We start from the raw sequence: 13,917 nt of genomic DNA, 5'->3' as shown, positions 1-13,917 counted from the left end.
GGAATACCCATATTTTGCTATCACACTTAATTACTTGCGTTCTAAGCTGATCGACCCATCCCTAGCTCGTTGATCTTTATACCGCTTAATTTTAGTAGATATAAGTATTGCAAAATGAATAACGTATAAGTTAACCTACAGTTAATGTATACATTGTATTTAAGTTTACTGGCGTTACTAAGTCAATATGTTTTTTTAGTAATCGTCATTTAGATGGAATAAAGCCTTATGAATAATTACTTAAAGAAACCCATTCTTGGTTGTATAGCTGATGACTTCACGGGAGCATCAGATTTAGCTAGTTTTCTTCTTAACAGTGGTTTAAAAACCCTACAGCTCAACCGCATTCCTGATAACTTTGACCTTGCGTTAGATGACTATGACGCCATAGTCATTGCGCTAAAAACTCGTACTGTAAGTGCTGATAGTGCCGTTGAAACGTCACTCGCCGCTTTGCATTGGCTTCAAGGGGTGGGATGCCAAAAGTTCTACTTTAAATACTGCTCAACTTTTGACTCAACACCTTATGGGAACATTGGCCCAGTAATAGACGCACTGCTTGATGCATTACAACTAAAAAGCACGATTGTTTGCCCTGCGCTGCCTGTTAATGGTAGAACCGTTTATATGGGCCATCTTTTTGTTGGCGATGCTCCCTTAAATGAGAGTCCGCTAAAAGATCACCCTTTAACACCCATGTTAGACTCCTCTTTGATACGCCTCATTGAAGCTCAAGGGAAAGGTAAAGCAATGAATATTCCCTATCATTGTATCGAAGGAGATGAGAAATCTTTTAATCAAGCTCTAGTAGAAGCGGCGCAAAAGTATCGATATATAGTACTTGATACCTTAAGCACTGAGCATTTAGAAATTATTGGCCGAAATATAGAAGCATTCACGCTCATAACAGGTGGTTCAGGCTTAGCAACTAACCTAACAAGTGAATTTTCAAAATATGGATACGTCACTGATTTATCGAAAAAATCAACGCGGATGTCTGAAGGTCCAACACTTATACTTAGTGGTAGCTGTTCAGCTATGACACAGCTGCAAGTGTCTGAATATAAACGAGAACACCCATCGCTTTATATCGACCCATTTAAACTACTTAATAAAACGCAAACCTACGAACAAATACTAGATTGGGCACTGCAAAACCAATCTGCAGCACCGTTAATTTACACCACATCTTCTAAAGAAGTCGTGAGCAAGGTACAAAGGGAAATAGGTTTTGAAAAATCACAAGCCCTATTAGAAGGCACCTTAGCTAAATTGGGCGAAGATTGTATTAAAGCTGGCTTTAAAAACATTATTGTTGCTGGCGGAGAAACTTCGGGTGCCATTGTGAATAATTTAGACATAACCGCTTTCGAAATTGGTCAGAGTGTGAGCCCTGGCGTTCCTATTTTACATTCTATAACACCTCCTATCATCAATCTCGCATTGAAGTCGGGTAATTTTGGTGATCAAACATTCTTTCAAACTGCACTGGAGAAACTTACATGTCGATAAACGAAAAAACCGCAAAAGAAAAAATTGTTAAATACGCACGATCTATTTTCGATCGCGGTTTAACCTCTGGAGCCTCAGCCAATATGAGTGTTCGTATTGATAACGGTTGGGTCATCACACCGACTAATACTTGTTTCGGATTTTTACAAGAAGACGAACTGTCAGTTATCGATAATGATGGTAATTTAATCCGCGGTAGTAAGGCCTCTAAAGAGTTTACCTTACACAAGGCTATGTACGATAAACGCCCTCAAGATAACTGCATTATTCATTTACATTCCACTTATGCTACAGCATGGTCATGCTTACCTCTAGATAACCTAGCTGATTGTGTCCCTACTTATACCCCGTATCTGACTATGCGCTTAGGGGCTATTGCATGTGTACCTTATTTTGCTCCTGGTGATACAGGTTTAGCCGTTGCAGTAGGCAACATAGCAGCAGCGCATGCAGGCGTTATTATGGCTAACCATGGGCCAATTGTATCTGCCAAAACTATTGATGCATGTGTCTATGGGATAGAAGAATTAGAAGAGAGCTGTAAATTAGCATTTATGCTCGATAAAAAACAGGCACGTCTACTAACCGAAGGTCAAGTAAAACACCTAAAACAGAACACAAAAACTTAAGGATATTTATGTTTGTAGTTACCGTAAAGTTTATAATTAGTACCTCTTTTCTAGCTCAATTTATGGAAGCTGTACAAAAACAAGCGAAAGATTCGCTAGATATTGAACATGAATGTCATTACTTTGATGTATGCACAAGCCAAGAAAAAAATAATGAAGTGTTTTTGTATGAAATATACGAGACAGATAAATCATTCGATGACCATCTATTGACTAATCACTTCAAAAACTTTAATCAGAAAACGTCTGACTGGGTAGTATCAAAAAAAGTAGAAACTTTCAATCTGACGAAGTAAAAACTAACAACGTAGTGGCCTATTTGGGGTTAATTAACAATATACTGGCCACTAGCCAAGATTTTTAGACGGTTTATATTGTGGGTAGGCCTGCTAAAACATCTTTCGTCGTCATAAATACCTTCCCAGTTATCCACCGTGGGGCGTAATGACGTTAATAGGCTTATAGATAATTCGAACCCAAGAAAATTGATGTTGCGCTCTAGTATCTACAATGAGCCTAGATAGCGGACATTTTCAATTAGTTAAAGCACTGAACTTTATCAGCGGTTATAGCTAAATGCTTCATGTATTAACCCAAACAAGATCTTTTCGTTGTACCTAAACGTTTAGCAATTTACCATTGCGGTTAACGTTACTCGGTGACGAGTATATGTTTGGTTAGCCGACTATTATAAAGTCAGTGTTCAAATACGGGAAGATGCCGATGCCACACCGTAGCAAGTGATGATAACTGAGCCCGGTTGAGCGAATACCGCATCAAAATATAAAATGGACGGAGACTATTATGACAAAACGCATCATCTTTACTGGGGGGACCGGCAAAGCAGGCAGACACGTTGTAGCGCATTTGTTGGACAAGGGCTATTCTGTACTTAACCTTGATCTAAAGCCTTACGATCATCCAGGTGTGAACACCTTGATTACCGACATCACCGATAGTGGACAGGTCTTCAACGCTATGTCCATGCACTTTGGACTGGAAAGCTATGATGAAAGTCAACTGCCCACTATACCTGATGCAGTGGTGCATTTTGCGGCAATCCCGCGTGTGGGGATCTATCCGGATAATACGACCTTTGCAAAGAATACTTTGGGTACTTACAACGTGATCGAAGCGGCCATGAAACTTGGTGTGCGCAAGGTCATCATCGCCAGTTCTGAAACCACCTATGGCGTATGTTTTGCTGAAGGCGATAAAGATTATCACGCCTTCCCACTTGAAGAAGATTATGATAGCGACCCGATGGATAGTTATGGTCTGTCTAAGGTGGTTAACGAAAAAACCGCTCGTGCATTTGCGATGCGCTTTGGCGCAGATATCTACGCGTTGCGTATAGGCAATGTCATCGAGCCACACGAGTATGTGAATTTTGATGGCTATCTAGACGATCCGAAAAGCCGAAAGCGCAACGCATGGAGTTACATCGACGCCCGTGATCTAGGCGAAATCGTGCATCTTTGTCTGAAAAAGGATAGTTTGGGATATCAGGTATTCAATGCCGTGAACGATACCATCACAGCGGATTTGCCAACGAAAGAGTTCCTTGCGAAATATTGCCCCGACACACCGATTATGCGCCCGATGGAGCAATACGAAGCGCCAATTTCCAACCGTAAAATCCGCGAAGTCTTGGGCTTCAAAGAAACGCATTGCTGGCGGAACTATGTCAAACGTTAAGAATCTAAGGGATTAGTTCGTTGCCCCTATTTTAAGATGACTTATGCGTACAATAAATAGCGGGATACTTAAAACCCCGCCATTTATTCATATATCTCTAGTATTATTTTAACGCTAAAGCTAATACCACATCATGTGTTTTTTGGCTTGGCCGTTGCGATTAAATAATAACAGGAAATTGGTTCTTCCTTAAAGGCCAGCCATTTAACCAAGAATCACCATCAGCAACGCCCCAAAACGTAACGCGACCAATACTTTTTTGATGCTCGATAAATGTTTGAAAAATTTCTTTATACCGCGCCGATAGTTCATCTTCGAAGACCTGTGAACAGTAGCCACCATTACCTGTACAATTAACAACCTACTATTGGGTAGTAAAGTTCGTACAGGCGAAGTTAAAGATGACGAAGTGTTCAACTCATTACAGTTACTACCGATTTATCCGTAATAAATAGTTAATCACTCCCCTTTAAGGGTCGAAATTTCAAGCTTCATTGTTTGCTGTGAATGCAACCAAATAGGATCTTTAAGTTCATTAACATAGTGCTTATTAATATATTGATTCTTTTCAATTCGAGCGTCTTTCCAATTGTGCCAAGGGAAATTTAAAAATTTAGCCCAATAATCCCAATCCCAATTAATATAACTAATAGCCTTTATTTCAGGATGTTGTTTAACCATATTAAAAAATGGTCCGTACCAAGCGTCCCAGCTTTTTTTTCCGTCGTTAACACCTACATGACGAGGTGTTGTTTCGCCGATCATCACCGGTTTCCCATGTTTTGCAGATAACGCATAAAATTTACCAAGCCAAGGGTTAGTGATTTCTTCTGGTGAAAATATATCTACTCCCCACCAATCAACATATTCGTCTCCAGGATAATATTTCATCAGTTCGTCGAAGTCGATAAAATTTGCAGAACCTCCGCCAGAGCACCAGACATAGGCTGTGTTTTGAAGTCCTTGAGCTCTCGCTTTATTCACTATACGTTTAAAAGTAGCAGCATAAGCATTGGGGGTATATCCATTCCAACTGCCTTCAAACTCGTAGCCTATTCTTAAATACGCAGGACGATCTAACTCAATAAGAGATTGTATAATTTGGTTAATAGCCTCGTCGAATTCACCATTGGCAGCATCTTCGGCACGACCTTTCCCTTTATCATTACCACCAGTAAAACTCAAACCAATTTGTAAAACTGTATTGTGTTTAACTTGGCTATCTATTTCTTTTTTTAATTTATTTTTCCATTTCTCAACTTCCTCACTCCCTTTGCTAATACTGACATATGTCATGTAGATAAGTGGTTTGTGCTCATCAGCAAATAATGAAGAATAGTGATTGAAACTTTCTACGTCCTGACCAGCTCCGTGAATAATTTTACTTTCAGGTTCTAGTACTGCACCAAAGTACTTGCGAGGCATATATTCAGATACAATAGATGTAGAGGTAATCGGTCGTTTTGCCTCAGGTGAATCTATAGCTTGTTGTGGGATTTTTTGGCAACTAGTAATAGCAACCAGCAAAATTAGAATCAATAATTTAACTTTCATGGTAATAATTTCCTCTCTCTTTATCTTTATCATTAGTCAGCTTAACAAAGGAATCAGCTTTCTATTATATTGATCTATAATCTCAGGTTCCCATTTGTACTTTCCATTGGCGCAAATAGAAACCCTACAAATTTTTACATATCCAAATAGAGCTCCTTCTGATTTTACTGGTGCTTTTCTAAAATATTTGCACTTGGCTCAAATAAGCTTTTTGCTCTTGATGGATAACGCTAGTATCACCTGATACTTTAAAAACTAGGCTTTGTCGGATATCTTTTGATGAACTTCCCACCATTAACTCTATATCTCCAGGTTCGACAATAAACTGCATTTGCGCATCGTAAAACGCCAACATATTTACCGGCAAGCTAAATTCGAGCTTCGCCGACTCACCGGTTTTTAAAGCAACACGCTTAAAGCCTTTTAACTGCTTAACTGGACGGGTAACAGAGGCGAATTTGTCGCGCACATAAAATTGCACTACTTCCTCGCCATCATATTGCCCTGTATTCGTTATGCTGAGTCTGGCTTTAATGACGCCATTGGCTTGTGCCTTGCTATCATCAATAGTCAAATTTGAATACTTAAATGACGTGTAACTGAGCCCGTATCCAAAAGGAAATTGTGCAGAAGTATCGCCATGCAGATAACCCCGTTTAGCTGATGGTCGATAATTGTAATAAAGCGGAATCTGCCCCACATCACGCACGAACGTCAGTGGTAACTTACCACTTGGATTAACGTCGCCAAACAATACATTTGCGACAGCCGTGCCCGTTTCTTGTCCTAAATACCAAGCCTCAATGATTGCGGGCGCTTTGTCGTATAATTTTCCTAGCGTTAACGGGCGACCATTAGTCATCACTAAAACAGTCGGCTTTCCGGTTGCCAGTATGGCCTCAATTAGAGCTTCCTGTGAACCTAGAAGGTTAAGTGATGTCCGGTCGCCGAGATGATCTTCCGACCATGCTTCTCGTGAAGTCGCTTCATTTGATCCAACCACTAGAATCGCAACATCGCTATCTAGGGTCAGCTTTACAGCCTCGTCAATTAGGTGTTGGCTGTCGTCTTGCCCTGCCAAGCTGGCATCATTCTGTTCCCACCGTTGTTTGGAATATGTTGACGCTTTAATAGCTAGTGTCGTGGGATCTTGAATATCTTGAGTAATACGTGCCCCTTTGGCAAATCTGACCTCAGCTTTACCTTTTAATTTTTCCCTAATTCCATTTAAAATAGGCACCGTTTGACGAGGTACATCACTGTAGCCTCCAAGCAAAGTTTCATCTGCATGTGGTCCTATCACGGCAATTTTTTTAAAGTCATTAATATTTAGTGGCAAAGTACCATCATTTTTTAACAACACCATGGCCTTTTCAGCTGTCTTAAGTGCTAGTGCGCGATGTTTATCGTTACCGATAAATTGATTAACACCTGCTTCAGAAGTATAAGGGGATTCGAAAAGGCCTAGATTGAATTTTTCCCTTAGGATGCGTGTTACTGAGATGTCGATAAGCTTCACATCAAGACGATTTTGTTTAACCAAGCTAGTTAACAATGGATATACATCTGGATCGGGCATCTCAACATCCACCCCAGCGTTTAATGCCATCATCGCCACGTCTTCCTTGCTACCGCCTAATTGATGGCGGGTTAGCAACTCAGCGATGGCGTTATAGTCACTTACTAACAGGCCGTTGAAGCCCCATTCTTTACGTAAAATATCCGTTAACAACATTTTGTTAGCATGAGAAGGTATACCATCAATCTCGTTATATGAAGCCATAATGCTCCGCACATTTGCGAGCGTTACTGCCGCCTCAAATGGATATAAAAACACCTCACGTAATTCTCGTTCACCAATATGGGCTGGCGCAATGTTCATACCTCCACTGGGCTGACCATGCCCGGTCAAATGCTTTAATGTTGCGATAACACGATCTTGAGGGATAGTATCTCCATCTCCCTGAAAACCTTTTACCGCCGCAACGCCTAATTGGGCTATAAGATATGGGTCCTCTCCCATGGTCTCTTCAATTCGTCCCCATCGCGGATCACGAGCGATATCCAATATTGGTGTAAGAGCTTGGTTACCGCCACGGGCCCTTACTTCCTTGGCACTTGCTGAGTAAACTTCTTTAATCAATTCGTCATCCCAAGTACTCGCTAAGGCTATGGCTTGGGGAAAGCTAGTCGATTGAGTAGCCGCATGACCATGCAGAGCCTCTTCGTGGAAAATGGCAGGTATACCTAATCTTGTTTCATTTATTAACCAACGTTGAATTGCATTGGTGTATTTGACTGTTTGTAGCGGATCTTTGAATTCACTCGGACGTGCTATTTGACCAATCCCTAAGGGCATAATACGCTTGGCTTGGCTTGCGTCAAATTCACCATTGGCAGTATTTTTCTTTGCATCAAATCCCGTGTCGAGTTCGCGCCCCTGATGCCAAATAGTTTGCAATTGCGCCACTTTTTCTTCTAATGTCATGCGAGCAAGTAGATCAACCACTCTTTTTTCTATTGGCTGGCTAGAATCTAGGTACAGCTCCGAATTTTTCCCGTGAGTGTTCAAGGCTACAAACATAAGGCTGCACAAAAATACAGTTCGGCCAATAATGTTCTTTTTCTTTATCATGTACATAAAACCAATTCCTCAATTAGGGGGGGGAGATTCAGCCAGCTAAAGACATAGTCGCTGAAAGTCCTTGCCTTTAATGCCCAGCCTAAGAGTATCCAGTCTCTTAATAGCAGAACGCTGTGTATTACAAAGTCATAAACCTTTTGAAGTTTATCAATGGCATTCAAAGAACGAATCAGAATTCTTGTCGATTCTAAAATAATGATCGATACGGCCTCACAAATACTCTATCGAATACAGCGATTATATTTTGCGCTGAATGACGATGAACAATGCGCCACGCCTTCTATTCTATCAGTACTTTTTTATAATTCTTCTTAGCTATTTCAATAGTAAGACGGTTGCACTTAACCCAAACTTTTATAAAATAAAAAGTGACTTAACGTTTTTAGCAAAGCGCTTTATTCTGATCTTGGTACTTATGTTGAGCAAACTTAAACTACATATACTGTTTTCAAAAAAGCGTTATTTCATTTTATGATGACTTTACATTCGCAAAATTGAATACCAGAAAGTTATTTATTAACTCCCTATCTAACTGCAACTATTGAACGTTAAAAAACAATAAACACAATAACATTACGTTTTTATGTGCTTCCGCTAGCCTTTTAAAAAAATTTAGTATAACGTATACATTAAATAATAAACAGCAAAGAATAACCTTAAATCAGAGTATTATAATGCTAATAAAAAAAACATATTTCATATTTATTATCAGTAGCTTAATTGTTTCTATAGGCTGTTCAAATCAATCTGTAGAACCTTCGGTTAAAGTAAAAAATAAAACTGTATCCCAACCTATTATCACCTTAAATGCGATAACTGATTTCGATGAACTTAGTACTTCTGATAGACAGAAGTATGTCCCTTCATATATTGATGATAACACCCATAGTCGAGGGGTTAACGCCAAGTTTCATAAAGATAAAACTGCCAATGTTGAATCAAGCTTTGCTGGTAAAAGTGGTATTTATACCTTGAAGCTTACAGCTTTGACCGAAATAGATGGTGAGAGTCTTTACAGCATAAATATTGGCCCAAAAAAATTGCCTGTTAAAGCCAATTCTGTAACAGACAAAGACTACAACGCGCAATTACATATATGGAAAAATATTGAAGTTATTCATGGAGAAAAAATTCAGGTTGAATTTAACTCTCACACCAATGGAAAAATACCCGAAGGAGAAAGTACAGCATACTCTAGAGGCCGTTGGACAAAGCTTGAACTAATATGTGAAGCACTTTGCGACCATTCGACAACACCTAATAACAATATCTATGTAGAAAAAAATGGCTTGGTGAGTATTGATTTAAGTTCAGTTCCTAGTATTTCAGAAAACTGGCAGGTAGTAGATAGTGCAGATGCAATAAGTGATAGTTATATAAAATGGATTGGTGATGACTATTATAATGAACCTGGTGTAAGTGTTATGGTGTTAAATGTACAAATTAACGATCCTGGTACTTATCAATTTTTATGGCGTAATCTTATCACTGCAGGAGACAGCACAACCGATGCGAATGATAGTTGGCTAAAAATTGTTAGTACTAAGTTTTACGCAGCAGAACTGTCAAGCACTTCAATCGTGTGCCCTTATGATCACGACTCCAATACCTGTAAAGGCGAAGAACCTGAAGGTGCAGGTGCCAATGGTTGGTTCAAAGTGTATCGCTACGGCGGCCCAGCTGATCAATGGACATGGGCTACTGCTACCAACGACAACCACCCGCATATAATATACGCAGACTTCGAACAAGCCGGCACTTATCAGGTGCTTGTATCAGCACGATCTAAAGCTCATGCAATCGATCGTTTGGTATTATTTAGACACGGCAACGAAAAAAGAAATGTATCAATGGAAGATGCCACAAAAGGTTAATATACAAGATCATAAATAGGGACTTTAGCAGCAAGCCTAAAGTCCTTATTTTTCTGATGCATTTCAATCATAAAAAAGCCCTAATTAGTATTAAGAGCAGTTCTATATAATCTTGGCTACATTAGTAGGACTCGAACCGACACCTATTTCGGCAGGAGGTTTTGGATCCCAAAAATACGCTTTTTATGAAATATTAGGGGTCACTCTGATTTTAATCATCCGTTTTATTGAGATACAGGCCGATTATTACTTAGAGGCGAAATTTCATATATTTACCCATTGTCATATATTTCACATTTGCCCGTTTTGTACATATAAAGTACTTTCTTGTACTCATTCAATACACCAGGACCTGGGACTTACATGTTAGAAACGTTGATCAAAATTATTCCATTATTCGCATTGGTAGGTTCGGGCTATTTTTGTAAAAAGCATGCAATCGTTAGTGTTATTAGCCTTAAATACCTTACACGTTTTGTTATGTATTTATCTTTACCTGCAGTCCTGCTAGGAAAGCTTGCTACCACTAATTTTGAGACCTTGATAGATATTCCTTTTTTGAGTGCTTACTTAGTTTCTTTTTTAACTGTGATGTTAATCTCGGGAGTAGCTGGTTATTTTCTATTTGAGAAGCGGACTAATCATGGCGTTATGTTAGGTTTAGGTGGAGTTTATGGCAATATTGGGTTTCTTGCGATACCGGTTTTAGCCGCCACTGTTGGCGGATGGACGTCTGTACCACTTGCTTTGATGCTGACATTAGACTTACTGATACTGTTACCTTTATCATCTTTTTTACTGCAATTAAGTAATACAAGTAACAACGACATTAATCACCAAGATAACAACTTTACCCCTATTAAAGCGTTAAAGCGTTCGCTACTCAACCCACTTATTATTTCTATTATTGCAGGTTTGATTTTATCTGCTTGGAGTATTACGTTACCTAATAGCCTTATAGATGGGCTCAAACTATTAGGTAGTGCGGCAGGACCTTGCGCAATGTTTATTGTTGGAACCGCCTTATTTGGTCGAAGTATGACTCAAAACCCTTTTGCCGCAATCTACATATCGACAGTCAAATTAGTCATAATGCCTTTTGTAGTATTTCTAATGATGTCGATGTTTCAAGTAAACACAATGTGGGTTTTTATAGCAACTTTAGGTGCTGCGATGCCTTGTGCTGCGGTATTGGGCGTGTTGGCTGAGGAATACAAAACGCTCTCTCATCAAGCATCTACTGCGGTGGTATTAACTACGGTGATATCTGTTATCACCTTGCCTTTGTTAATATACCTTTTAAACTAAAAGTGATCATATTTCACCTATAAATATATTCATAATGCATGAAAACCTAGCCATTGATGTTAGTCAAAACACCAGTGGTTACGTATATTTTTTATTAGCGGTGTTTTTCAAGACATCTATTCATAAAATAAACACATTTTCATTACAAACATCATAAATAGTCATCAATTACTTAAAATCATAATGTCTTTTTGACTATAACGAGTGTAGTATTATTTGTTCTCCAATAACTGTAATAAATACATATTTAACCTATAAGGAAGTTTATGAAAATATATAAGATATCTCATTTAGCCGTTATCGCTACACTTGCGATTGGTGTATTTAGTTGTTCTGAAAAGTCAACTGCACAGTCTGTTAATAAAGTAACATTAAAAGAAGCTTACGCAGATAAATTTCTTGTGGGTGCAACATTAGGAGCATCAATGTTTACAACACCTAATCACCCTTCTTTAGCGTTAGCTAAGGAAAACTTCAGCGCCATAACACTTGATAACGACATGAAATGGGAACGTATTAATCCTTTACCAGGTAAATTCAATTTTGAAATTGCAGATAAATTTGCTCAATTAGGCGTTGATGAAAACATTGCTACCGTAGGTCATGTTTTATTTTGGCATAGTCAAACCCCAGATTGGGTATTTAAAGATGATGAAGGTAACCTGTTAACTAGAGAAGCTTTACTTGATCGCATGAGAGAACGAGCAAAAATGTTTGCTAGTCGTTATGGTGACAGAATTAAAATTTGGGATGTAGTTAATGAAGCGATTGAAGACGATGGCTCTTTACGCAAATCATTATATAACCAAATTATTGGTGATGACTTTATCGAACAAGCTTTTATTATTGCTGACCAAGAAATGCCTAAAGACGCGACTTTAATCTATAACGATTATGGCATGAATAGAGTTGGGCGAAGAGACACGGTTCTTGCCATGGTCAAAGGTTTCCAACAAAAAGGTGTTCGTATTGACGGCATTGGTCTTCAAGGTCATTGGGGTATGGTTAATCCAACGGCTGAAATAATTGATACTACATTAACCCTTTATGCTGCTACTGGATTACCTTTACACATTACAGAGCTTGACGTTGACTTTTTAGGTCGTGATAATTTTGGTGCAAATGTCGATATTAAAAAATTGAAAGCAACACCTGAAAATAATCCTTATCCTGATGGTAACGTACCTCCTGAAGCTGAAGCTAAATTCGCTAAACGTTATACCGAAATTTTTCAGCAATTTCTTAAGCATCACGACAGTATTGATCGTGTTACCTTTTGGGGAGTTACTGATGGTGACTCTTGGTTAAATAGCTGGCCTTTAGAAGGAAGAACTAATTTCCCATTATTATTTAAAAGAGACGGTTCAACTAAACAAGCACACGATAATGTGATTGCATTAGTAAAATAATAATGTAAGCGGTCTCCAATAAATAGCTTGGATACAAAGCTCAGGCCGCTATTAAATCCGTTTATAAATTGAATAAAATTCAACCCTAAAAGATCAATGCACCCTAATTCAATAAATCCTTAACATATAGGTCAAACACTAATGAAAAAAATGAGTATTTTAATCGCTGTATTAGCGGTAGTTATTCTTATTGCTTGTACAACTTCAACATCGGTTGATGCGGTTTACTCTAATTCTAGGGAAAGAGCTGAAGATCCAACAGCTAATAGATCAGCTTTAACATCAGGGATTTCTATTCTTAAACGATCTTTATTTCAAGAACGTGAAGGTACAACACCAGATAAAAAATTCGTAAAAGCGTTAACAAGAGCCGAATTAGATGCGCTTGACGCTACAAGTGTGTATTTAGTTAAGCTAGGACATTCTTCTATTTTAATGAAGGTTTATGGTAAATATTGGTTGATTGACCCTATGTTTAGCGAACGTGCATCGCCTGTTTCTTTTATAGGACCAAAACGTTTTGAACCTGTAGCAATAGCGCTTGAAGACTTACCTCAAGTAGAAAAAGTGTTTATTTCGCATAACCATTATGATCATTTAGATAACGATACGATTGATTTTTTAGCGACTGCTAACAGCAATACACAATTTTATGTACCAGAAGGTGTTGACGAAAATTTAATCAGCATGGGTGTAGCTGAAGCGAATGTTAACGCGTTAAGTTGGTGGCAAGAAATAGAGTTTACAGACGAAGCTAGTAAATTTACTGTCGCATTTACACCATCTAACCATTTTTCAGGGCGAACCTTGTGGGACAAAAACGATACATTGTGGGGATCTTGGGTATTTTTATTAGGTGAATATAAAGTGTATTTTAGTGGAGATTCTGGCTACTTTGATGGTTTTAAAGCCATAGGAGATAAGTATGGGCCTTTTGATGTTAGCTTAATGGAAAATGGTGCTTACAATGAGCTTTGGAAAACTATTCATATGTTTCCTGCTGAAACCGTTCAAGCTCATCAAGACCTCAATGCGAAAGTGTTAATACCTATTCATAATAGTACCTTTAGTTTAGCATTTCACGATTGGGACGAACCTTTAAATCAAATTTTAAAAATATCTCAAGAAAAACAAGTGATGTTAAGTACACCAAGGTTTGGCGAAGTCATAGATTTGAAAAGTCCTTTATCTATAGAACATTGGTGGATGCTCTAATTTAATAGCATTAGACACTTTGATAAAGGATGATTTTCTAAATATTTCAGGTGTTTTATGAATCAAAAACGACA

11 protein-coding genes are annotated in these 13,917 nt (G+C 38.5%); 8 read left to right on the top strand and 3 right to left on the bottom strand.

Annotation, left to right across the window (positions count from 1 at the left end; genetic code table 11):
* Positions 1–228 precede the first annotated feature (228 nt).
* From otnK to A3Q33_RS17750, 4 genes are all read left to right on the top strand, one after another.
* The gene (otnK, locus tag A3Q33_RS17765; RefSeq protein ID WP_081181114.1) at positions 229–1,512 is read left to right on the top strand and encodes a 3-oxo-tetronate kinase; all 1,284 of its coding nucleotides are present in this window, start codon (positions 229–231) and stop codon (positions 1,510–1,512) included.
* Positions 1,503–2,141, top strand: coding sequence for a class II aldolase/adducin family protein (locus A3Q33_RS17760; RefSeq protein WP_081181113.1), 639 nt, complete (start codon positions 1,503–1,505; stop codon positions 2,139–2,141). Before otnK ends, A3Q33_RS17760 begins: the two co-directional genes overlap by 10 nt.
* Positions 2,142–2,149: 8 nt before the next feature.
* Entirely contained in the window at positions 2,150–2,437 is a 288-nt protein-coding gene (locus A3Q33_RS17755; protein WP_081181112.1) for a putative quinol monooxygenase, read from the top strand.
* 508 nt (positions 2,438–2,945) lie between these two features.
* Positions 2,946–3,839 (top strand): NAD-dependent epimerase/dehydratase family protein, encoded by an 894-nt coding sequence (locus tag A3Q33_RS17750; RefSeq protein WP_081181111.1) that lies wholly within the window; start codon positions 2,946–2,948, stop codon positions 3,837–3,839.
* A gap of 160 nt (positions 3,840–3,999) precedes the next feature.
* Here the strand turns inward: A3Q33_RS17750 and A3Q33_RS21095 are convergent, their stop codons facing one another.
* The 3 genes from A3Q33_RS21095 to A3Q33_RS17735 all read right to left on the bottom strand — a co-directional run bounded on the left by A3Q33_RS21095 (position 4,000) and on the right by A3Q33_RS17735 (position 8,034).
* Complete coding sequence (locus tag A3Q33_RS21095) at positions 4,000–4,110, bottom strand: hypothetical protein (protein ID WP_502687253.1); 111 nt, start codon at positions 4,108–4,110, stop codon at positions 4,000–4,002.
* 188 nt (positions 4,111–4,298) lie between these two features.
* Positions 4,299–5,393, bottom strand: a complete 1,095-nt coding sequence (locus A3Q33_RS17740) for a glycoside hydrolase family 26 protein (protein ID WP_196797996.1) — start codon at positions 5,391–5,393, stop codon at positions 4,299–4,301.
* Between the two features lie 178 nt (positions 5,394–5,571).
* Positions 5,572–8,034, bottom strand: coding sequence for a glycoside hydrolase family 3 N-terminal domain-containing protein (locus A3Q33_RS17735; protein WP_231295721.1), 2,463 nt, complete (start codon positions 8,032–8,034; stop codon positions 5,572–5,574).
* A 677-nt stretch (positions 8,035–8,711) separates the two neighbouring features.
* On the opposite strand from A3Q33_RS17735, the gene A3Q33_RS17730 reads away from it, so the two are divergent.
* The 4 genes from A3Q33_RS17730 (at position 8,712) to A3Q33_RS17715 (ending at position 13,843) form a co-directional block, all read left to right on the top strand.
* Positions 8,712–9,911 carry a hypothetical protein gene (locus A3Q33_RS17730; protein WP_081181109.1) on the top strand — a complete coding sequence of 400 codons (1,200 nt, stop codon included), beginning with the start codon at positions 8,712–8,714 and terminating at the stop codon, positions 9,909–9,911.
* 363 nt (positions 9,912–10,274) lie between these two features.
* On the top strand, positions 10,275–11,219 hold the full coding sequence (locus A3Q33_RS17725) for an AEC family transporter (protein WP_081181108.1): 945 nt from the start codon (positions 10,275–10,277) through the stop codon (positions 11,217–11,219).
* A 266-nt stretch (positions 11,220–11,485) separates the two neighbouring features.
* On the top strand, positions 11,486–12,628 hold the full coding sequence (locus A3Q33_RS17720; RefSeq protein ID WP_081181107.1) for an endo-1,4-beta-xylanase: 1,143 nt from the start codon (positions 11,486–11,488) through the stop codon (positions 12,626–12,628).
* Between the two features lie 141 nt (positions 12,629–12,769).
* Positions 12,770–13,843 (top strand): MBL fold metallo-hydrolase, encoded by a 1,074-nt coding sequence (locus tag A3Q33_RS17715; protein WP_081181106.1) that lies wholly within the window; start codon positions 12,770–12,772, stop codon positions 13,841–13,843.
* Positions 13,844–13,917 lie beyond the last annotated feature (74 nt).

Source organism: Colwellia sp. PAMC 21821, from assembly GCF_002077175.1.
Taxonomy (GTDB): Bacteria; Pseudomonadota; Gammaproteobacteria; order Enterobacterales; family Alteromonadaceae; genus Cognaticolwellia.
The sequence above is the reverse complement of the archived record's forward strand: the minus strand, read 5'-3'. Positions and strand labels throughout refer to the sequence as shown.